The 22821-nt window shown below is 57.1% G+C and carries 18 protein-coding genes; 8 read left to right on the forward strand and 10 right to left on the reverse strand.

What is annotated here, in order from left to right:
• Window positions 1–48: 48 nt before the first annotated feature.
• Window positions 49–2007 carry a hypothetical protein gene (locus tag A4E19_11625; GenBank protein OQW38031.1) on the forward strand — a complete coding sequence of 653 codons (1959 nt, stop codon included), beginning with the start codon at window positions 49–51 and terminating at the stop codon, window positions 2005–2007.
• A 39-nt stretch (window positions 2008–2046) separates the two neighbouring features.
• On the opposite strand, the gene A4E19_11630 is transcribed toward A4E19_11625, so the two are convergent.
• The gene (locus A4E19_11630) at window positions 2047–2799 is read right to left on the reverse strand and encodes a hypothetical protein (GenBank protein ID OQW38032.1); all 753 of its coding nucleotides are present in this window, start codon (window positions 2797–2799) and stop codon (window positions 2047–2049) included.
• Window positions 2800–3372: 573 nt separating this feature from the next.
• Between A4E19_11630 and A4E19_11635 the strand changes: the two genes are divergently transcribed.
• Complete coding sequence (locus A4E19_11635) at window positions 3373–3564, forward strand: hypothetical protein (protein OQW38033.1); 192 nt, start codon at window positions 3373–3375, stop codon at window positions 3562–3564.
• Window positions 3565–3596: 32 nt separating this feature from the next.
• Here A4E19_11635 and A4E19_11640 read toward each other — a convergent pair whose 3' ends face one another.
• Window positions 3597–5642 carry a universal stress protein gene (locus A4E19_11640; GenBank protein ID OQW38034.1) on the reverse strand — a complete coding sequence of 682 codons (2046 nt, stop codon included), beginning with the start codon at window positions 5640–5642 and terminating at the stop codon, window positions 3597–3599.
• Between the two features lie 419 nt (window positions 5643–6061).
• On the opposite strand from A4E19_11640, the gene A4E19_11645 reads away from it, so the two are divergent.
• On the forward strand, window positions 6062–6703 hold the full coding sequence (locus A4E19_11645) for a hypothetical protein (protein OQW38035.1): 642 nt from the start codon (window positions 6062–6064) through the stop codon (window positions 6701–6703).
• A 272-nt stretch (window positions 6704–6975) separates the two neighbouring features.
• On the opposite strand, the gene A4E19_11650 is transcribed toward A4E19_11645, so the two are convergent.
• The 5 genes from A4E19_11650 to A4E19_11670 all read right to left on the reverse strand — a co-directional run bounded on the left by A4E19_11650 (window position 6976) and on the right by A4E19_11670 (window position 10321).
• On the reverse strand, window positions 6976–7668 hold the full coding sequence (locus A4E19_11650; protein OQW38036.1) for a hypothetical protein: 693 nt from the start codon (window positions 7666–7668) through the stop codon (window positions 6976–6978).
• Between the two features lie 187 nt (window positions 7669–7855).
• Entirely contained in the window at window positions 7856–8209 is a 354-nt protein-coding gene (locus A4E19_11655; GenBank protein OQW38037.1) for a hypothetical protein, read from the reverse strand.
• A 7-nt stretch (window positions 8210–8216) separates the two neighbouring features.
• Window positions 8217–8876 (reverse strand): hypothetical protein, encoded by a 660-nt coding sequence (locus tag A4E19_11660; GenBank protein OQW38067.1) that lies wholly within the window; start codon window positions 8874–8876, stop codon window positions 8217–8219.
• A gap of 81 nt (window positions 8877–8957) precedes the next feature.
• Complete coding sequence (locus tag A4E19_11665) at window positions 8958–9437, reverse strand: sulfurase (protein OQW38068.1); 480 nt, start codon at window positions 9435–9437, stop codon at window positions 8958–8960.
• 2 nt (window positions 9438–9439) lie between these two features.
• Window positions 9440–10321: a hypothetical protein gene (locus A4E19_11670; GenBank protein OQW38038.1), complete on the reverse strand. Its 882-nt coding sequence runs from the start codon at window positions 10319–10321 to the stop codon at window positions 9440–9442.
• 92 nt (window positions 10322–10413) lie between these two features.
• Here A4E19_11670 and A4E19_11675 point away from each other — a divergent pair, with 92 nt between their 5' ends.
• The 3 genes from A4E19_11675 to A4E19_11685 are packed head-to-tail and all read left to right on the forward strand — an operon-like array spanning window position 10414 to window position 16743.
• Complete coding sequence (locus tag A4E19_11675) at window positions 10414–12273, forward strand: hypothetical protein (GenBank protein ID OQW38039.1); 1860 nt, start codon at window positions 10414–10416, stop codon at window positions 12271–12273.
• Window positions 12270–15722: a permease gene (locus A4E19_11680; GenBank protein ID OQW38040.1), complete on the forward strand. Its 3453-nt coding sequence runs from the start codon at window positions 12270–12272 to the stop codon at window positions 15720–15722. The genes A4E19_11675 and A4E19_11680 overlap by 4 nt, the downstream gene beginning before the upstream one ends.
• A 25-nt stretch (window positions 15723–15747) precedes the next feature.
• A complete protein-coding gene (locus A4E19_11685; protein OQW38041.1) occupies window positions 15748–16743 on the forward strand; it encodes a hypothetical protein in 996 nt (331 codons plus the stop codon).
• A gap of 475 nt (window positions 16744–17218) precedes the next feature.
• Here A4E19_11685 and A4E19_11690 read toward each other — a convergent pair whose 3' ends face one another.
• Window positions 17219–17905: a hypothetical protein gene (locus tag A4E19_11690; GenBank protein ID OQW38042.1), complete on the reverse strand. Its 687-nt coding sequence runs from the start codon at window positions 17903–17905 to the stop codon at window positions 17219–17221.
• Between the two features lie 291 nt (window positions 17906–18196).
• Here A4E19_11690 and A4E19_11695 point away from each other — a divergent pair, with 291 nt between their 5' ends.
• Both A4E19_11695 and A4E19_11700 read left to right on the forward strand, forming a co-directional pair.
• Window positions 18197–19072: a hypothetical protein gene (locus tag A4E19_11695; GenBank protein ID OQW38043.1), complete on the forward strand. Its 876-nt coding sequence runs from the start codon at window positions 18197–18199 to the stop codon at window positions 19070–19072.
• 12 nt (window positions 19073–19084) lie between these two features.
• Window positions 19085–19345 (forward strand): hypothetical protein, encoded by a 261-nt coding sequence (locus tag A4E19_11700; GenBank protein OQW38044.1) that lies wholly within the window; start codon window positions 19085–19087, stop codon window positions 19343–19345.
• A 70-nt stretch (window positions 19346–19415) separates the two neighbouring features.
• Here A4E19_11700 and A4E19_11705 read toward each other — a convergent pair whose 3' ends face one another.
• Together A4E19_11705 and ileS are read right to left on the reverse strand one after the other, a co-directional pair.
• Window positions 19416–19958, reverse strand: a complete 543-nt coding sequence (locus A4E19_11705; GenBank protein ID OQW38045.1) for a signal peptidase II — start codon at window positions 19956–19958, stop codon at window positions 19416–19418.
• Entirely contained in the window at window positions 19937–22741 is a 2805-nt protein-coding gene (gene ileS, locus A4E19_11710) for an isoleucine--tRNA ligase (GenBank protein ID OQW38046.1), read from the reverse strand. The genes A4E19_11705 and ileS overlap by 22 nt, the downstream gene beginning before the upstream one ends.
• Window positions 22742–22821: the final 80 nt, after the last annotated feature.

A 22821-nucleotide genomic window follows, 5' to 3' on the forward strand; every position in this document is an offset into this window, starting at 1 on the left:
TACTTTTGATGAACAGGCTTGCCGGATTCGTACTCGTGTATCGCCTCCATGCGTAGCGTCCTGAAATCCCTGTATCTATCGCCGGCCATGAGCCTGGTGACCGGCCTTCTTTGCGGACTGGTCGTCCTCGGAATGCGGAGTACCGGCCTACTTCAACAGTTTGAACTGAATATCTATGATTCGCTGCTCCGTTCGCGACCGGCAACAACGGTCGGCGATTCGCACATCACGTACATTACGATCTCCGAGGAGGACATTCGTCGACAGGGACGGTGGCCGATCACGGATGAGACCCTTGCGCAGGCCCTCCGGCTCCTTGTCGAATACCAGCCGCGGGCCATCGGCGTGGACCTGTATCGCGACATCGAAGTTCCGCCGGGACATGACCAACTTACCGCGCTGCTTCCCAAACATTCCCACGTCATCATGATTTCGCAGCTGGGCGGCGGTACCGTTTCCCGCATCCCTCCCCCGCCGGTGCTACAAGGCAGCACGCAAGTCGGATTCAACGACATCCTCGTCGATCCGGACGGAATCATCCGCCGAGCCTTGCTCTTTCAAGACGACGGCGATGATGTCGCGTATGCCTTTCCTCTGAGGCTTGCCATGCTGTATCTGGCACAGGACGGCATTGTCCCTGAACCGGACCCGGCGGTGCCGGAATGGATTCGCTTGGGGCGAACGACGCTACAGCCGTTCACGTCTTCAGACGGGGGCTACGTGAATGCAGACGATGCCGGCTACCAGATCCTATTGGATTTTGGTGCGGCACGCCAGACGCTCGACACGTTTTCGCTGACCGACCTGCTTGTCGGCCGGATTGGCGCCCGTCATCTCACCGACCGCATCGTTATGATCGGCGTGACGGCCGAAAGCGTGCCGGATGTGTTCCATATCCCGGTCCCCTATGGCGTACATGGCGCCGACCAATTCGCGGGAGTCTTCATGCACGGCATCATCACCGAGCAGTTACTCGCCGCTGCGCTCGACGGCCGTCGGCCCATCCAAGCGATGACCGAATCCGCCGAGATCGCCTGGATCCTGGCATGGGGGCTACTCGGTGGAGCATTCGGAATCTTGGTACGATCCATGTGGCGATATTCCCTTATTGCCGTCGGCGGGCTTGTCACGATCACCCTGTCGGTCTACACAGTCTTCGCCTTCGGGTGGTGGGCACCGGGAATTCCTGCGGGTGTCAGCTGGCTTCTGTCGATCGTCATGGTCGTGGCCTCCACTCTGGCCAGGGAACGGAAGGACCGCACCATATTGATGCAACTGTTTTCACGACACGTCTCCCGTGAGGTCGCCGATAAGATATGGCAGGAAAGAGACCAATTGTTCGAAGGCGGACGCCCGCGGCCGCAGGAACTCGTCGCCACTGTGCTGTTCATGGACTTCAAAGGGTATACGGCCGCTTCGGAAACGATGTCCCCCCCCGCCTTGATGAACTGGATCAATTCCTACTTGGATACCATGACAAAGGTCATCATGGGCCATGGAGGAGTGATCGACGACTATGGAGGCGATTCAATTAAGGCGGACTTCGGCGTCCCGCTGAAGCGAGAATCCGATGAAGATGTGTCCAGGGATGCGATCAACGCCGTCATGTGCGCGCTGGCGATGGAGGGCGAGATGCTCAGGCTGAACGAGAAACATGCGCGGACCGGCCTTCCGACGGTGGGCATGCGAATCGGAATCCATACAGGGCCGGTGCTGGCGGGATGTGTAGGGAGCATCCAGCGTATGAAGTACACCACCATCGGTGACACGGTCAATGCCGCAGCGCACCTGGAAAACTTCGGTAGAGAGGCTGTGGCAGAGCCAGAGGGCCGTCGGCCCTGTCGGATTTTGATCAGCGAGACTACGGCTCAACTGCTCGATGACCGCTTTCTATTGGACAGCATCGGAGAAGTACGTCTCAAAGGAAAAAGCCACCCTTTGTTGGCATACCGTGTTGTCCGACCGGCAGATGAAAGTAACCTCAAGACCGGCGTTCACGGCGGGTAGCGCGCACACGTGCTCATTTTTCACATGACGCGCTCAGGCTTACGGTGTGCGCATGTGTTGTATACTGGTAGCCACCTCCCCAAGTCCCCCTTGTTCCAGCAACACTGCACGCTGTTGACGCAGTTCCGCATCGGCCGGGCTTGATTGCATCAGATCGGAAATGGCCATGAGCGCATCGTACCACACACCTGCTTCAGCATAACGCCTCGGCGCATCCGCCTTGTCAGCGTCATTGGGCAGAGGCCGTTCCAGTTTGTCACGATTGACTCGTTCGATCGCTCCCTTCGCGACAACATTGGCGGACGGCTCCTCGGGATCCATCACCAATGCCACCGACCATTGATACCGCTCTCCTGGTGATAATTTCACCTTGTAGTCGGCAAGCCTGATCTGCTGAACACCGGCTCTGGCCGGGATTGGAAGTTTTGTTTCTATGATAGGAGCCTCGGCGTTCTCGGCGATCAGCGTGAACTCATAGGACAGGTTGTGGTTCGTCGGGGTGAACCAAAATAATACCGGCTGCTCATGAAGCGTGAATCCCACGTGGTCCGGAGCCAACAGGCTTATCATCGGGAGGCTCTTGTTCGTACCGCGCGTCCCCCCTCCTCTTCTGAGTCCAGGCGCCGGAGCCCCCTTTCTTGGAGGAACATAGACCAGCGGTCTTATCACCGACTCGGGCTTGGGTTGGGAGGCAACAGGTTGAGCCGCTTTTTCTTGCGCCTCCGTCAGGGAAACCCATGGTGGCGGTAATGCGAGACCTGCGACGATACTGATGATCGTGAAGAGTCTCATATGATCGCTCCTTTGTTTGGCTCCTTAAATTCAGGAGATATTTTGCGCCCGTCAGACCGAATACGGTCGCTGAACGCAGGTATTTTTTTGAGTCGACGCTGATCCGTACATGAACGATTCAATGGACATCTACGCAAAACCCCATTTCTCACCTTAAGAAGCGCTACTAGAACATAAGGTTTAGACGGTCAATATACGCTTATATTCTGAGAGAATCCACCAAGCCCAGTGGGATAAGGAGAAGCTGTGAATCTCACTTCAAATCGATCGATAGCCACGCCCATAAGTCTGGTCAGGATTGCTTGGCCAACGGGGTGGGGCTTCCCTCGTCTGCCTATCCTCTGAAACCCGACGGGCAAAACTCATTCCTGTGTCGTCCCTACTGATGGACGTAAGGCTTTGCAAGGGTCGCTTCAGTTATCAATCCCTTAGCGTGACTGGTTCAAAAATTGACGCGGTGGTTTAAAGCATCAGGAACGGAGGTGAATCCGAAGAGATACGACAATATGCATCTAATTCGATTCACCTGGTTGGCAAGCACTACCGTCGAGATGTGCCAAAGAAAACCGTCGGATGAATCAATCTCCTATTGCGAGCGGCGAGGCCGTCAATGATAATGGTCCGACGAGGAGCACGAGGATGAAACCTCGATCGTTTGTAGGACGATTGGAATTCTGGCTGATATCCCTTGGGATGTCGGTATTTGCTTACCTGCTCGAACGTATGATCCTCCGTTCGGTCAAGAGCGGTGGAGCAAAACCATGATCGTGGAGGATGGTTCGGAGAACGGCTCGAGGTTAGCGCCCACGCATCAGATCGAGAACCAATCCAACGATCAGCAGCCCGGCGACGATCCCGAACGACACTGGGACCCAATCCGCAGCCGTTGCTGAGGTGACCGTGAGTCCGCTGGCGAGAATACTGGCGGCAGCGGTCAGCCCCACGGCGAGACGCCGACCGGCACGGCGAACGGTATCCTCCAGTGAATTCGCCTTAAAGTTGACGACCAGCTTCTGGCCGGGGCGGGCGCCGATGAGGTGTTCAATCGCTTCGATGACCCGCTCGGCGCGTACTTTCAACTTCTGCGACTGATACACCAGCGCCTTGAGATCCAGGGCGGCGCCCATACGTTTCATCATCAATCGCATCAAGAATTTTCCCGCCACACCGTACGGATCGAGCTGAGGATTAAGCTGCGCGGTCGCGAGTTGGACCTGCGCGAGCGCCTTGGCTGCAAGGGTCAATGACGCCGGCAGTGGAACTCCATGTCGAACCCCGATCGCACTCATTTCCTGGAGCAGCGGTCCGATTTGCATGTCGGCCAGAACCGCTTTACGGTATTTTGAGATCATTTCGCCGATGTCATTCTGAAACTGAGGCACGTCCAGATCGCTACGATCAAGAGAGCCGGCCATCATCAGGATGATGTCGCTCAGGAACACCGTATCTTCTTTCCACAACGCCATCAGCAGCAACAAGAGATGCTCGCGCACATTGGCATCCACCGCCCCGACCATTCCGAAATCCAAGAGGTAGATCCGGTCCTTCCACCACATGAGATTGCCGGGGTGAGGATCGGCATGGAAGAAACCCTCGACGATGATTTGCTTGTAGAAACTTTCCAAGAGTTGACGCGCGGCCTCGACGCGTTCTGGCCCGTCCGGTGCCTGTGCGATCGGACTACCCTGAATCTCTTCCATCACCAATAATCGTCCGGTCGACAGATCCCGATGCACGGAAGGGACCGCTAATCGATCGTAGTCCGCGAGCACCATCTGCATCCGGCCGATGTTCTCGATTTCCTGACGGAAGTCGAGTTCACGCTGAAGCGACGTGGAGAGGTGTTTGAACACGGCCTCCATATCCACCACTTGATTCAGCGCGGGACGCTTGCCGACTTTCTGTGCGAAAACCTTCAGGAGAGCCAGATCCTGTTCAATTTCGGCTCGTGCCGTAGGCCGCTGAACCTTGACGACCACCCGATCACCGGTCTCGAGTGTCGCCCGATGCACTTGAGCGATGGTTCCCGCCGCGAGCGGCTTGGGATCGATCGATTCGAACACATCTTCCCACGGCACCCGTAATTCTTGCTCAGCCACGCGCACGACTTCACTCTCGGGCATCGGGGGGACGTGACTCTGCAACATCGCAAGTTCTTCGATGTATTCCGCAGGAAGAAGATCCGGACGCGTCGACAACACCTGCCCCAATTTCGAAAAGGTAGGACCCAGTTCTTCCAGTGCGGCTCGGAGACGCTTGGCTTGCTGACGACGTGTCGCGAGATCCGATTGATCGGGTTGGCTCAAGAATTCTTGTATGCCGTGCTTCGCCATCACGGTGGCGATTTTGACTGCTCGGGCCCCCATGTGAGGTTCAGAAACGGGAGGGTCGGTGTGGGAGGAACTAAGTGGGGCGGCGTCCGCAAGTGGCGCATCGGCTAACAGCTGAGTATTCACGATGATCACGGTGCAACGGGAATTATGACTGATGCGGTTCGGAACGTTCCCGAGCAAAAACTCCTTTCTCCCCGCCATGCCCGAATTCCCCACCACTAAGACATCGATGGCTTCTTGCTCGGCGGCGCGAACGATGGCCAACGCCGGGTCCTCATCCATGACGACGGACGCATGTCCGCGCTCCCCGACAAGCTGACTGACATAATCCGTCAGTTCATGCTTTGCAGCCGCCGCTCGCGTGTGTTCCGCTGTACCGAATTCCGTGGTAGATGGGTGCTGCGGCAAGATGACCTGCACCACGAACAAGTCCGCACCATAGCGGTCAGCGAATCGAGCAGCCCAGAGCACAGCCTGCTCGGCCGTTTTGGAGCGGTCGGTGCCCACCATGACACGTCGTATGGCGTTGTTCAGAGACTGATCGTTCACAATCTATCTAGACCTTTATAAAGCTCACCGGCGAGGATTGGGCGTGAAGTATGACGAGAACCTCTCTCAAAATCAATTCACGAGTTTCGGAGCGAGCGCATGTGCAGAACCGACAATCGCCCTCCCTGCGGATCTGATTTCTTTTCTTCCATCATTAGCGCTATCATAGCGCCGAGCCGGTCATGCTCATTCAAACACTTCCTGCTTATCTTTCAAGCGACAGTGATTCCCTAGATTGGGACCACACGCGGGTTCTTTTAAACGGCGTGAATAAAGGTCTCTGCGGGTAGAGTACCCATTGATGGCCACCGCCGTGACAACGACGTCACGATAGTCTCTCGAACGACTCGCAATGGCCATCACTAGGAAGGTCCCGATCCATGCACTTTGACATCGCCACAGCCATCGGTTTCCTCGGCGGTGCGTTTTATCTCGCCAGTCACTATCAGAAAGACATGGTGTCTTTGCGGGTACTGGCCTTGGCCAGCAATGTCTTGTTCCTTATCTTCGGTCTGCTGCACGCGCGTTTCGACATCATGGAGTTGATCTGGATGCCGGAAAACATTTTGAACATGATCCTGTTACCGGTGAATGCCAAACGGCTGAGTGAAATCCTTCGGCTGACGAAGCAAATCGAACTGGCCACCGTGGAATCACCCATTTCGGAATGGCTGTTGCCGCATATGCATCTCAAGAAACACAAAGCCGGGGACGTGCTGTTCAGGAAAGGGGACAAGGCCCGCGAAATTGTCTACGTGGCCGCGGGACGACTCAGGCTGCAGGAAGTCAACCACTACATCGAGCCCGGCGAGTTGATCGGGGAGATCGGACTCTTCTCAGGTGAGAAGGTACGCACCATGACCGTGGTCTGTGATACCGACTGCGAGCTCTACAAGATGACCGATGAGATGATGTACCACCTGTACTATCAGAATCCTAAGCTCGGCTTCTTTTTTATGAGACTGATCGTCGAGCGACTGCTGCGCGACGTGAGGCGAGGTGCGATTGAATCCGAAATGTAGTCGGCCAACCCCTTCAACGCCGCACATAGCGGGCTACTTCCCTAGGGACCTTCGAAGGATGAAAAGCCCACCGAGCTCTCATGTTCGACAACGGTTTTCCTTCCGGATTTCCTACGGATGACCCAGACCATTGCCGATTAGCTGATTCAACACCTTGATTTCCACTGTCATAGTCACCCATCGGAAAGCGAACGATTCCGGGTTGAGTCGAGCGTAGAGACTCGATCAGTCTGACGTGAGGTGGGACTGAGCTGCCGCTTCTCCGAAGCGGTTCAGGGAGGCTGAATTTCTTGGAGCTCAAACTGTTTCGGTAGGAGAACGGGCAAGATCACACCGATGGGATCGCCCCGCTTGATCGTCGTGGGTTTGTGCAACTGTAAAAGAAAATTGGCCGTGAAGGCTTCGTAATCGGGCAACCACGCGTAGTGATTCGGCGTGCGCTTGTACTCCTGCGTCTTGATGCCTTCCCAAACGCTGAACGTACGGTCCGGATGATGATAGAAGTGGTTGGGCAGATCCTTCATCATCAACCCGATCTGCTTGGGATAGTACAATCGGACTCCACAACAGAGCTTGGGATAGCCGCTGTTCAGGATCAAGTCGACATACATGCCGGAGAAGGTCTTGTACCCGAGCAGCCGCTCTTCCGGCGCGATCGGCGGCGATTGCCACTGAACCCCTGACGCGGTGCGGCGCAACTTCACATCCGCCGGACAGCGGATCAACCAGCCGTAGTTCCCCACGGTTCGAACCGGTCCACAGTCGTCCGGCAACACCTTGTACCCATTGGCGGCCAGCGCCCTTTGTTCGTCCAACGTCATGTTGCCCAACATCGGCCGGTGCGGATGAAAATCCAACTTCAGCCGTTCCGGCGGAAAGGCGGTGGAGTATTCCCGCTCCCAATAAATGACAACTTTCTCGGTCTCCCCGTCCGATGCCGGAGATTCTACGATTTCCTCTTCCATAGGCGGTGACAGTAATCGAAGGAGATAGGCGGACACAAGAGGCTGGAGGCACGGAGATGCAGCCTGACACTTCGAATGAACTTAGGACGCCCACTTGAGCGCCACCTCCGGCTCACATTCTTCTTGCAGAGCTCACGAAGAAAACATGAGGGATAAAAGTGATTGGAGTATCTTCTTCCGGCAGGTCTCACCGCGACACAACCTTGAAGGTATCACCGGCCATGATGAGCCCCTCGGTGCCGTCGGCAAGCTTGACCTTGAAACCGTCATGATCCTCACCGTGATAGACGCCTGCGGCTTTTGCCGTCTCGCCTGCCTTTAGGGTTGCAATGACATTCCCCGGCTGAACGTTCGTACTTGGGTCTTGAGAAGAAGATGCGTGAGTGATGGCATGCACCTCCGTGGGTTGTTCAATCACGAGGATCGTCTCGCGGTCTCCACAACCCACAGAAAGTACCGTACTCAGAATCAGGAAAATCGGGCCAGCGAGGCTATGATGAATTTGTCTTCTGGCCGTGAGCATCCACATCTTGTCTGTCATACGCTCCTCAATAAATGATCCCTCCGACGACCCAATGCCGATCATCAGGGACATCAATCAACAATCGCGTGAGATTCATGCGGGCGAGCTGAGAACCAAGTTCATCTTCTGTAAAGGCCGCGAGCAGCGAATTGTAAAAGTCTCGACGCAAAATGTCCGGCTCATTGGCTGCATACTGATCGACGATGGCCTGTGCCGCTTCCGGCGAGTCGGGCCGGAGCAGATCCATCACCAGCACGGGCGCGCCGGGCTTCACCAACTGTCTGATCTTCTGCCAAAACTGCAGGGGATTCGGCAGATGATGGATGAGACTGTTGGAAATCACCGCATCGACGATTCTCGCGCCGGCCACCTCTTCGTACCGTTCACATCGCAACGTGATGCGGTCACCCAACCCAGCTGTCTTCACAGCCTGCTCACCGAGTCGGATCATCGGGGCTGAGGCATCGACGCCGATGATATGACAAGCCGGATAGAGTTTGGCAAACCGAATGGGGATATCGGCGGGGCCACAGCCAAGATCCAGCACCAGTCCCTGTGAAAACTCCGGGAAGTATTCTTTGAAGCGATCGACGAATCCTTGATTCTCATCCGCGAAGTCGGCCTGAGCGTAGGCTTCAGCCTGTTTGGGATCATCCATCACTTCTGATTCAAGTATTCGATCCATCATCTTCGCCCTTCGTCGTTCGTGAATCGTATCTCGGGAGCAACGGTGAGACCCTTATGTCCACGCTTCACGAAATACGTTTTACGGTTCAATTATCACTTCGTCGCCCGGCCGCACCACACCGCCACGTAAGACCTTCGCATAGACACGGCTCCAGCCAGGATTGATCTTCTGCGAAATACGCGAGAAGTCCTCCTCACGAAACCAGCGCGCATTGTGACTGCAGGGTGTCGTATAGTCGGTCACTTCGAGCCGGATGTCCGGGCCAATCGTCAACCGCACACCTGGTCGTACCAGGTCCCAGTCCAAACCGGACAAGGTCAGGTTTTCACCGGATGATCCGGCGTCAATAGGATGGCCTTCGTCCTGGAGCCGTTCTATGAGTTCAAGCGAGTACAAACAGACCGCACGGTCAGGGCCTCCGTGGAACTTGAGATTCCGCTGCCGATCGCCCTCCAACCCTTGTTCGCGTACTTTGGCCTCCCACACGGGCAACTTAGGCACACCACCATCGGAGATGCTGATCTGATGGACATGGGGATACGGGGGCCTGGTGGACATGGTCATACCTCGCCGTCACAGGATTCCGGCCTGAGAAATTTCATCGCGACCCACCCTTCGTCCTCGCAGCGTTCGGAACAGACCAATCCGAGGCTAGCAAACCGGTCGATGATTTCCGTTTGTTGTTCCACCAGAATGCCGGAGATCATGATGCGTGCCGCGCGCGAGGCAGAACATGCCAAACCGTCGGCAAGCTCCAGAACGGTTTGTCGATCGAGATTGGCCAATACCACATCGGCGATCCGCCGTCTCGCCTGGGACAGCTCAGCCAGCGCACCGACGATAATGTCGATCCGGTCCTTCAACCCATTGAGTGCGACATACTCTCTCGCACAATCGACCGCGACAGGATCGATCTCGACTCCTACGGCGGATGCGGCGCCCAGTTTCACCGCGGCCATCGCGAGAATCGCGCTCCCGGTCCCGACATCCAGAATCTGTTCTTTCCCGTGGATGTCTTTCTGTAACCAGGTCAGCAACATACGTGTGGTCGCATGGTGACCGGTGCCGAACGCTTGCTTGGGATCCAATATGATCTCGATGTCACGAGGATCCAGTGTAACCGGTTCCCAACTGGGGCGAATGAGCAGGCGACCGATTCGAAGCGGCTTGACCGAACGCGCCCAGGTCTCATTCCAGTCCTGAGCAGGCACGCGTGTCACCGAAAGAGACGGCTCCCCGGTCGCTGTCGCTAAGTCTGAAAGGGCCGCACGCACCGATGCCAGCCGCTCCCCATTCCAGTGGTCTTCCGCCCAATAGATGTGCACATTGTTCCCATCGTCCCAAGCTCCCTGAACCGTCGGATCATCAAGGCGACTCAGCAGTTCTCCTGAATCGATAGGACCACGAATACACACATCCATCCAGCCATTCGGCATCGTCATTGGCCACTCGTGGTGGACGTGGTCCTCGAGTCGTGCCGGAGATGCAGCATGATTTGACGTCCCCCGCCCGTTCCCAGTAAGGTCGCCTGTATATGACCGGCTCACGCAAAACCCAAATTGAAACGATGATCCGGCGCACCGACCGCCTCATTACTCGAGGAACCAGAACCAGCGCCACCTTCACTCGATGGCGGTTGGCGATTTTTCTTATCGGCTTCGCCGGTGTCGTAACCCTCTACAAGCTTGACTGGTATCACAGCGGCAATCTGGCTCTCGGAGTCTTCCTGACGCTCTTTATCGCCGTAGCCGCGTATCATAACAGGGTGGAAACGCGGATTCACCGGCTTCGGCAATGGAAACTGATCAAGCTGGCCCATCTGGCGCGTGTCGCCATGGATTGGGCCGCCATTCCGCCAAGACCTGGCACAGCTCCGAAGGCTCATCCCTACGCGGACGACCTTGATCTCTTTGGAACTCATTCTTTGACACACCTTCTCGACACCACCGTGTCGGATCGCGGCAGAGAGCGCTTACATGGCTGGCTGCTCACTCAACCGCCGACTCCTGGCGAATGGCGGGCCCGTCAGCAGTTGGTGAAGGAACTGACCCCACGCTCCTTATTCCGGGACCGTCTGGCTCTCGAAGCCAGATTGACAGGGGACCAGGAAATCAACGGCAAGCGGCTCGCTGCCGTGCTCGAGCACCCGGTCGGCCTGCCGCGCCTCGACATCATCCTGACCATCCAAACTCTTCTCGCGCTGACCACCTTCGGTCTCGGCTCGGCTTCGCTGTTCGGCCTGCTTCCCGGCTACTGGATGTTCTCTTTTGCGGCTTACGCGTTGATCTATTTCATGACCGACCAGGGGGAGGAATTGCTGGAACATGCGGTCGGCCTGCACCATGAGACAGAACGACTTGCCGTCGTCCTCGGCTATCTCGAGCGTCACGCTCGACGACAAGGCACCGCCCTCGCCTCGACCTGTGCGGAGTTGCTGGGTGGTGCCAGCCCAACGCTGCACCTCCGTCAGGCAGCCCGAACGCTTCACGCGATCAGCATCAAGGCGCATCCCCTCGTCCATCTGGCCGTCAACGCGTTGTGCCCATGGGATCTTTGGTTCACTCGCCGGTTGTCGCATGTTCAGCAGATCATCGCGAGTCGCCTTCCTCCATGGTTGAACTGTCTGGCGGACGTCGAAGCGGCATCGGCATTGGCGACCTTCGCCTACCTCCATCCCCATTACGCATGGCCCATCCATCCCATCGCAGCCGACAACCAGGACGGCGCAGTTCCGTCCCTCCATGCCGACGGACTCGGTCATCCGTTACTGTCAGTCAAGACCCGCGTGACGAACGACGTCCATCTGAAGGGACTCGGCTCCATTTACCTGATTACCGGCTCGAACATGTCCGGCAAAAGTACATTTTTGCGGACGATCGGCATCAATCTCTGCCTGGCGCAAGCCGGCGCCCCTGTCTGCGCCCGGTCATTTGAATGGACCTGGAGCCGCCTCGTCTGCTGCATTCGCGTCGACGATTCGCTCGATGCCGGCCTCTCATTTTTCTATGCCGAGGTCAAACGCCTCAAAACGATCCTGGACGCCACGAAGGATCGCGCCTCCCCGCCGGTCCTGTTCCTGATCGATGAGATCTTTAAAGGCACCAACAACCGCGAGCGCCTCATCGGCAGCCGTGCCTACATCACCGAGCTGTCCAAAGGGAACGGGTACGGCCTCGTCAGCACCCATGATTTGGAGTTGGCGGATCTGGAATCGGCCATACCGGGCCTGATCAACGCGCACTTCCAAGAAACCGTCTCGGCCGGCGCGCTTGAATTCGACTACCGGCTCAGACCGGGCCCCTGCCCCACGACGAATGCGCTGCGCATCATGGAGCTGGAAGGTCTGCCTATTTCCCCCACTCCCAAAATCAGGCACAATACCGCTCACGGATGACCACCTCTGCCGGTCCTGAAACTCAACCTGCATCCCACCCGCTACGCGGCCTCCTGATCGCGCAATTCTGCGGCGCATTCAACGACAATGCGTGGAAATTGATGGTGGCCCTGCTGGCCATCCGTCAGGCCACCGCGGGGATGGCGCCGGGTCCTGAACTGGAGACCGTGGCCCAGACGCAAACGGCCATGGCTTTCGTAGTCTTCACACTGCCCTTGGTCCTCCTCTCACTCGTCGGGGGTACCTTGGCCGATCGCGTGAGCAAGCGGACGGTCATCATCTCGATCAAAGTCGTCGAGGTCGTCCTCATGACCGCCGGCACCGTCGCCCTCTGGCTGAACCCCGCCGGAGGCGTTCTGCCCTTGGTTGTCCTCTGCGGCATGGGAGTCCATAGCGCACTCTTCAGCCCCTCAAAATATGGCATCCTGCCCGAGCTGGTCCCACATGAACGGCTCGCCTCCGGCAACGGCCTGTTGGAAATGTGGACGTTCGCGGCAATCCTGACAGGAACTGCCGCCGGAGGCTTTCTCTTACAGGCGGTCGGAGAGCAGCCTTGGCTCGCTCCGCTCGTCTTGACCGCTCTCTCGGTCATAGGCCTCATCTCCGCCTTTGGCATTCCACCGGTATCGCCCGCCCGCATGGCCGGCGGCGTCGACGCCACGATCCAAGGTGCCTGGGCCGCGATCCAATCGGAACGGATGCTGCGCATGGCTATCCCCATGGAAATCCTGTTCTGGACGGTCGCAAGCCTGTTCGGACAAAACGTGCTCGTCTATGCAAAGGCCGTCTTGCATCTGTCCGATGGGATGTCTGGCCTTCCGCTCACCATCCTGTCGGTGGGCATCGGCATCGGTGCGATGCTGGTCGGACGGATTTCGAAAAACCGAGTGGAATACGGACTGATTCCCCTGGGCGCCATCGGCGTCTTTGTGATCTTGCTTTTGCTCGGCCTGCTGACGCCTCCGCTCTCCGGAACGTTTCTCATGATGGTCGTTCTGGGAATTTCCAGTTCGTTCATCTTTGTTCCCTTGAACGCCATTCTCCAATGGAAGTCCCCGTCCGACCGGCGCGGCGCCGTCATTTCGTTTTCCAACACCTGTGTGTTCACCGGCATTCTGTCGGGATCGCTCGCCGGTGGGTCCCTGGCCAATGTCGGCATCTCGACAACCGGTATCTTCCTGGCCGCAGCCGCCATGACCTTGGCCGGCGTCGGATGGGCACTCTGGTCCTTGCCCGACACGTTCCTTCGTTTTGTCCTGGTCCTCCTCACCAATACGATGTATCGTCTGCGCATCGTCGGCGAAGCTCATGTGCCGCAATCCGGCGGCGCGCTCCTCGTTCCCAATCACGTCTCCTTTATCGACGGCTTTCTGCTGATCGCCAGCGTCGACCGTCCCGTGCGTTTCGTCGTCGATTCGCAATATGCCGAGCAACCGATCTTCAAACCGTTCATGAACGCGCTCGGCGCCATTCCCATTACCTCTCATGGAGGCTTGCGGGTTATTCTGCGGGCACTCCGCGATGCCGGCGCCGCCGTCGATAAGGGAGAACTCGTCTGCATATTCCCTGAAGGCCAGATCACGCGTACCGGCACGCTGTTGCCCTTTCGGCGCGGTTTCGAACGGATCGTGAAGGGACGAACCGTACCCATCATTCCGGTTCACCTGGATCGGGTCTGGGGCAGCATTTTCAGCTTCAATCACGGTCGCTTCCTCTGGAAAATGCCGGAACGTCTTCCCTATCCCGTGACAGTCTCGTTCGGCGCACCTCTGCCGCCGAGCACGACGGCTCATGAACTGCGCGGAAAGATTCGCGAGCTTGGCGAAGCGGCCTGGCAACTCAGAAAACCCGGTCGCCGGCCGCTCCATCGCCAATTTATTTCCTCAATGCGTCGCGCTCCTTTCCTACTCGCCATGGCCGACCAGACCCGCCCGCGCGTCTCGTCGCTACAAGCCCTGATCGGGTCGATCGTCCTGGCGAGAACCCTGCGGCCTCATTGGCAAGGCCAAGATCGAGTGGGCGTTCTGCTTCCTCCGACCGTCGCCGCCGCCTTGGTCAATGTCGCCGCCCCACTCTGCGGCAAAACCATCGTGAACTTGAATTACACGGTCGGGAAATCCGGCTTAGAGGCCGCAGTACACCTCGCCGGTCTCCGCACGGTCGTGACCAGCCATACCTTCGTCGAAAAAGCCAAACTGGAACTGCCGAGCGGACCATCGGTGATCTGGCTTGAGGACGCGGCCAAGACCGTCGGCCTCGGCGACAAGATAATAGCCGCCCTACTGGCTTTGTTCGCTCCCTCCCGACTCATCGAACGAGCCTGCGGACAGACGACTCCTCTTACGCCCGACAGTCTGGCGACCATCATCTTCAGCAGCGGCAGCACCGGAGAACCCAAGGGAGTCATGCTTTCGCACTTCAGCATCGACATGAACAGTCAAGGCGCCACGCAGGTGCTCCATCTTTACCAGGATGAACGGGTCCTCGGCATCCTGCCGTTCTTCCACTCATTCGGCTACATGGTGTTCTGGTTCGTCATGTTCAACAACGCGACGATGATCTTTCATCCGTCGCCGCTGGATGTGGCCGCCATCGGCGAACTCATCCGAACATATCGCATCACGTTCCTCGTGACGACGCCGACATTCCTGCAACTCTACACTCGCCGCTGTACGCCTGAGCAATTCAGCTCGATACGGGTCATTCTCACCGGCGCGGAAAAACTGCCGGCACGCCTCGCCCAGGCGATTGAGGACAAGTTCGGCGTGGGACCGATCGAAGGCTATGGCGTCACGGAATGCGCCCCGGTCATTGCCGTCAATTGCCCTGATTTTCGCGCAGCCGGTTATTATCAACCGGCCTCGCGCCGGGGGACCGTCGGTCAACCCCTTCCCGGCGTGTCGGTGCAGATTGTCGATCCGGATAGCTTCGCACCGCTCCCAGCCGGCATGCCCGGAATGTTGCTCGTGAGGGGGCCGAATGTGATGAATGGTTATCTCGGACGCGAAGATCTCACCGCGCAGGTCATGCGGAACGGCTGGTACATTACCGGAGACATCGCCTCACTGGATGAAGACGGGTTCTTGACCATTACCGACCGGCTGTCGCGTTTTTCAAAGATCGGCGGCGAGATGGTTCCCCACGGCAAGGTCGAAGAGGCGCTGCAGCAAGCAGCCGGAGCCGATACCCAGGTCTTTGCGGTGACCGGTCTTCCGGACGAGAAAAAGGGAGAGCGCCTCGCAGTTCTCCATACGTTGGAGGAATCCCACATTTCCGAGATCCTGGAAAAGGTCTCGGCGAGCGGCCTGCCCAATCTCTTCATTCCGGGAAGGCACCAGTTCGTCAAGGTCGAGGCATTACCGGTCCTTGGAACCGGCAAGCTCGACTTGCGGGCTGTGAAGCGGATGGCGATGGAACGGCTCTCCTCTCACGATGAGGTGCAGGGCTAAGGCACGCTCCGTATGGCGGCTGACCATGCAGCCAATCAAATCGCTCATCGACTGCCATGTCCACCTCGCGGCCCTGCCCGACAGGGACAATGGCTGTTTCATTTCGCCGAAACTCCTTCGGAGCCCGCTCTTTCGCTTCCTCTTATGGAAACACGACCTCTCACCATCCCATCCGGGCGAGGCCAATCAGAAGTACCTCGAACATCTTCTGCTGGAGCTCCGTGCCTCACGGCATGTTTCAAAAGCCGTGCTTCTCGGCATGGATGGATTCTACGACCAGACCGGTCTGCTCAATCGCCAGCATACGGATTTTCTCGTCAGCAATGACTACGTCTTCAAGACAGTACGAGCCTATCCCGATGTCTTTTTAGCAGGCCCCTCGATCAATCCGCAGCGCGAAGATGCGATCGACGAAGTCCATCGCTGCGCTGATGCAGGCGCAGTCCTCATTAAAGTCTTGCCGAATGCCCAGCACTTCAACCCGGCTGATCCGAAGTACATTCCGTTTTATCGCGCACTCGCCCAGCGGAAATTGCCTTTTCTGAGCCATGTCGGCTACGAATTCAGCCTGGTCGGTAAGGATCAATCTCTCGGAGATCCTGACAGGCTTCGCCTGCCGCTCGACGAGGGAGTGACCGTGATCGCAGCCCATGCCTGCAGCTACGGCCTCATGTTTTATGAGAAATTCCTTCCGACATTTTTGAACCTCTGCCGGCGTTATCCGAACTTCTATGCCGACATTTCCGCCCTCACCCAGCCCCATCGCTTGAAGATGCTGTTGCACCTCAGGCATCACCCGGAGCTGCAATCTCGGCTGCTCTTCGGAACCGACTATCCGCTGTCCGTCTTCCACATGGCCGCCTGGGGCCGCGTGGGATTTGGCAGGCTGTGGACCATGATTCGCACGAAGAATCGATTCGATCGTCAGGTTGCAGTCTGCGAAGGACTGCACCTCGGTTTTCGCTCACTGGGAGATCTGCTGCACTCAGCACTCCCACCGACCACAGGCGGGGGATCGTGATCGGATACTGACGGCCGTTCGTGAGAAAATTCTCGTTCCGTGGCCTCAGGGTAGTTTGCCAGAGGGGTCTACACGTTTCTGGACTGGTTCTGATTTCGATGGGAGTGGTCCATCCGGGCAGTGCTTATTCAAGATAGTCGTCGTGTTTTGTGTATTCGTCAAGCCATCGGCAAGATTCTTCAATCTCCCTGGGCGCGCTCGCGATTGATTGTCACACCTCGTCGACCGGTATGGAAGATTCCCCGCTCAACCAGCCGTGAGGGTCGGCGACAAGCGCCGGGGTGACGCTCAAGAACAAGCGATTTGCGTCGCTAATCAAGATCCCTTCTTGTCGAAAATCTCGGTCAAACTCTCTTGCCCCAAAACCACGAGCGAAACCGAACAAGCCGCGCAGGGTGATTCGGCCAAACGAAAGGGCCGTTCTCCAGCAAGGAGAACGGCCCTTTCGACTACCGCGGAAACTAACTATTGCGACCTATGGGCTGACGGAGATCCGATCCTTGATCAGATCGAAGGTTTCTTTGGGAACCACGTTTTTCGCTACTAATTCACCCTTCACGCGATAGGGTCGATTGCTCACGATGCGGTCGGCCTCGTCCTGCTTCAGTCCGAGGAAAAGGATCATGTCGCTCGCCGACACCTTATTGATGTTCATCGCCGCCGAAGCCGCCGCCGGGGTAAGCGTGGCGGTTCCCGATGGAGCCTGACTCGGGGTGAGAGTCGCAGAGTGAGACGACGCTCCGGCATTCGAACGATCCTTGAGCTCCTTTTGATAACGCGCCACCAATGACTTCAGCGTGTCGTTATGGCGCTTCACATCCTGATATTCCTGCCGCACGTTCTTATTCTGCGCGGAGAGCGCCTTGACTTTGTCTTCCAATTCCTTGGTTCTTCCCTCGATCGTGTCCCGCTCTTTGTCGCGGCCATGCTCAATACGCTGAAGTTCATCGCGGGCCGCTTGCGCATCGTTGTTGAATTTGACGTTCAGTTCTTTGAGGGTTCGAACCTGTTGCTCCATGGCGCTCTTCTGTTGGCGAGTCTTCTCCAGTTCCATTTTGACGTTGTCCGCGTCGGCCAACGCCTCTTGGTATTTCTTGTTGGATACGCATCCAGTCGTCAACACCGCGCCCACCAACACTATCGCCGTCCACTCGCGTCTCATGCGATCCTCCCTCCATCAAATCCTACGGCTTGCCCGTGCATCCTTTGGAAATTCGTTCCGACCGGCTGTGATCGTGGTTCTTCCGTTCTTCCCCTTGTGTGTATGCCAACATCATGACATTGTCAACTTATTTGCTTTTGTTAGGGATCGATTCCGCTCCATGCACGGCCGTCGAAGCCAAGGCGGCTGATCCTTGACGGATGATCGTGACTCTGTGATTATCGCTTACATTCTATCAAAACCGATCGTACAGGTTGAAACCTCTCGCTTACAATCCGACAGGGGATACGCATGAACGAATGGGGCCCGGCGCTCGCAGTCATCCTCGGTGTGGTTGAAGGACTCACGGAGTTTTTGCCCGTTTCGTCCACGGGCCATCTGATCTTGGTCGGCCATGCGCTTGGATTCACGGGGGACGTCGCGGCCAATGCGGAGATCTCCATCCAGTTGGGGGCCATTCTTGCCGTCATCGTCTTTGAACGGGAGAAAATCGGGCGGCTTCTGTCGGGGGCCTGGCAAGAGCAGAAGGTATGGCGTGCGTCCACGGACAACCTGTCATCCGCCACATGGTCCGATCGCGTCAAGGCCTCCATGCGCAGTCATCCCAACCTCTGGTTCTTGCTGGGACTCGGAATCGCCTTCCTGCCTGCCGCCGTACTCGGTTTGTTGGCGCACGGATGGATCAAATCGTATCTGTTCACTCCCTTGACGGTGGCTTCGACGTCGATCCTGGGAGGCATCATCATCCTCATCGTGGAAGCGACGAAGCGGACCAGCCATGCCAAGAGTCTGGATCAGGTGTCGGCCGTTCATGCCTTCTGGATCGGGATGGCGCAGTGCGCTTCTCTCATCCCCGGCATGTCTCGCTCCGGTTCAACGATCATCGGCGGCCTGCTCGCCGGGTTGGACCGCAAAGTAGCCACGGAATATTCGTTTTTCCTCGCTCTCCCTACCATCATTGCCGCGACGGTCTACGAAACATGGAAGGCTCGAGGGGCGTTTACCGACCAGGACTTCATGGCGCTCGGCCTCGGCATGGTCATTTCATTCCTGGTGGCCTGGGCCGTCATCGCCGCGTTTTTGACCTATGTCCAACGGCATACCTTGCGTATCTTCGCGTACTATCGTATTATTCTCGGCATTTTGGTCATGTTGGTCGTCCGCTGAAAGGAGTTGTTCATGTCTTCGGATACGATTCATGTCTATGACACGTGGGTCAATGGGAAAAATGGTCGCATTCACTTCGATGTCATGACGACTGATGAAACCACCGCTCTCCAACTTGCCCAGGAGTATTTGGTCAGCATCGGGGAACCGACTGCGACGGTCACGACGAAGGAGTGCCAGTTCTGCCATAGCGAGCCCCTATTCATGTTCTCGGCGGAGCAGCAGAAGCAAGTCAAGGAAAAGGGCGGATTTATCGTACGAATGCCGGCCTAACTCGTTTAGTGATGAGTGTTAAGTTCTCAACTCAGAACTCACAACTCAAAACCAATAACTCCTCGCTGGATTACGGAACGGAGGAGGTCTCCGATTCGGTAGGGGGGTCTGCCCGTTTTTCAAACGCAAAGTGAATGATGAGGAAGATGACCCCGACGGTAATCGCTGAGTCCGCTACATTGAACGCAGGCCAGTGGTAGTGGTCGATGTAGACATCTAGAAAATCGATGACTTCGCCGAAACGGAGCCGATCGATCAAGTTTCCGATCGCCCCGCCGAGAATCCCGGCGACACTGATCCGCCCCACCCAGTCCTGCTCCGGCATCCGCGCCAGGATCGTACCCAACAATCCAAGAGCGAAAATCGACGTCAACCCGAAGAAGACCATCCGAAATGCATTACTGCTTCCGGCCAAGAGACCGAAGGCCGCCCCGGGATTCCGGATGTATGTCAGACTGAAAAGATTGGGAATAATGGGAATGGATTCATGTAAGCGCATCGTCTGCATGATCTGCTGCTTGGTCAGCTGATCCAGGAGAATAATGGCACCGGTTACCGACGAGAGCGCCAGATTGCGGAGGCCTGAGGCACTCAACGGATCGCCTCCACACATCGTTCGCATAGGGTGGGATGGGTCACATCCTTGCCGACAGCTTCTCGATAGTTCCAGCAGCGTTCGCACTTCGCGGCATCTGACTTCTCGACGGTGATCTGAATATCCGATTGTCCCATCCCTTGCTTCAGGGTTACGCGCGACACGATAAAAATGGTGCTGAGCTCACCCGCATACGGCTCCAGGAATCGATAGTCGTCGGGTCCCGCCTCAATGCGGACGTGTGCCTCGAGCGACGATCCGATCACCTTGTCTCGACGGCGGGCTTCTAACTCTCCCTGTACGCGGGTTCGATACGTAAGCAGCTTGTCCCACCTGGTCGCCAAACGTTCGTCGCGCCAGGCAGACTCGACCTCTGGAAACGGTGCAAGATGTACGCTCAACGTTGCCCGGCGACCACGCTCCGGCAACGTTCGCCAAATTTCATCGGCGGTAAAACTCAGAATCGGCGCCATGAGCTTGGCCAGGGTCACCACAATTTCCAACAGCACCGTCTGCGATCCTCGGCGCAACGGCGAGTCGGCTCGGAAGGTATAGAGCCGATCCTTCAGGATGTCGAGATAGATCGCGCTGAGATCCACCGAGCAGAAATTGTTCAGGGCATGGAAGATGGAGTGAAACTCAAACTCTTCGTAGGCTCGGCGCACTTTCGTGATCAGCTCCGCGAGGCGCAACAAGGCCCATCGGTCCAATTCCGGCAGCTGCGCATATGGAACGGCCTGCGTCGCCGGATCGAAATCATACAGATTGCTCAATAAGAACCGGGACGTATTGCGGATCTTTCGATAGGCCTCGATCAGATGATTCAGGATCTCCTGTGAGATACGGAGATCTTCCCGATAGTCTTGAGCCGCCACCCACAGACGGAGGATTTCCGCCCCCGATTGTTTGATGACGTCTTGCGGCGCCACGACGTTTCCTGCCGACTTGGACATCTTCTTGCCCTGCCCGTCCACGACAAAGCCGTGGGTCAACACCGCTCCATAGGGCGCGCGATGATCCGTCGTCACACCGGCCAGCAGCGCGCTATGGAACCATCCTCGATGTTGGTCGGACCCTTCAAGGTACAGGTCGGCCGGCCACCATTTCCTCGGTTTCAACACGGCCGCATAGCTCACCCCGGATTCAAACCAGACGTCGAGAATGTCGCGCTCCTTCTCAAACGTGGTTCCCCCACACTTCGGACAGGTCGTTCCCGCGGGTAAGAGATCGACAGCCGCTCGCTCAAACCAGACATCGGCGCCTTTGGATTCCATCAACGTGGCAATATGTTCGATTACAACCGGATCGGCAAGCACATGACGACACCCTTCGCAGGTGAAGCCTGGGATCGGCACGCCCCACACACGCTGACGCGAGAGACACCAATCCGGCCGGTTTTCAATCATTCCGTTGATCCGATCACGGCCATAGCCGGGAATCCATCGGACCCGCTCGATCTCCGCCAACGTCTCTGTTCGTAAATCGTTGGTTTCCATCGACACGAACCACTGTTCGGTCGCACGGAAAATCACCGGATTTTTGCACCGCCAACAGTGGGGATACGAATGCCGGAGTGAGCCATGCCCGAGCAAACGCCCGTTCGCATGAAGATACTCGACGATCTTCGGATTCGCCTTCAAGACCTGTTGGCCGGCGAATTCCTTCACGACCGCCGTGAACCGTCCGCTGTTATCGACCGGCGCCAGAATCTCCAAGCGCTCACCGGGTGACGCCTTGGCATTGTGCTCCAACACGAGGAGATAGTCTTCCATTCCATGTCCCGGCGCGATATGCACGCAACCGGTCCCTTGATCGAGCGTCACAAATTCACCGAGCAGGATCGGTGACAGCCCTGTGGACAACGGCCGTTGCGTCTCCAAGCCTTCGAATCCGTCTCCGCCTTTTTTCACACCGACCACACGATAGCTCTCGATCGCACAGGCCTTCGCGACGCTGTCCAAAAGCTTCTCCGCCACAATGAGCAACTCGTCGCCGACTTGAACAAAGGCATAGTCGAAATCGCGGTGAAGGCAGACGGCTTGGTTCGCAGGAAGGGTCCATGGGGTGGTCGTCCAGATGACGACGGAGACCAGTGTGATTCTTTCAGGGAAAGACACGCCGGGAAAGGTTTGTGTCAATACGGACGGTGAGGTCACGAGGGGGAACTTGACGTAGATCGACGGAGAAGTATGGTCATCGTACTCGACTTCCGCCTCCGCCAAGGCCGTTTGATCTTGCATGCACCAGAGCACCGGTTTGAGGCCCTTGTAGACCCCGCCGCGCTCGACGAATTTACCGAACTCACGAACGATCGTGGCTTCATAGCCCGGAGTCATCGTGAGATAGGGATGATCCCACTCTCCAAACACCCCGAGCCGCTTGAACTCTTCCCGCTGCGTGTTCACAAATCGCTCGGCATAGTCACGACAAAGCCGGCGAATGGCGGAAACATCGAGGTCTTTCTTTTTGTCCCCCAACTCCTTCATGACTTGATGCTCGATGGGCAACCCATGGCAATCCCATCCCGGCATATAGGGAGCGTGGAAGCCCGCCATGGTCTTTGACTTGACGATGATGTCCTTCAAAATTTTGTTCAAAGCGTGGCCGATGTGGATACGACCGTTGGCGTAGGGAGGACCGTCATGTAACACATACCGAGGCCGCCCCTGCCCCATGGCTTGAATCTGGTCATAGAGTTTCTGCTGACCCCACCAGGCCAACATGTCCGGCTCCCGCTGCGGCAGATTGGCCTTCATCGGGAAATCGGTTTTCGGGAGATTGAGAGTTGATTTGTAATCCATAGACAATGGAATCAGCCTGTTCACTAGGCAATCATGCCGAATCACGGGACTATACCGGAAGGCAGGGGGTAGGTACCAGT

This window comes from Nitrospira sp. SG-bin1 (genome assembly GCA_002083365.1).
Classification (GTDB): Bacteria; Nitrospirota; Nitrospiria; order Nitrospirales; family Nitrospiraceae; genus Nitrospira_D.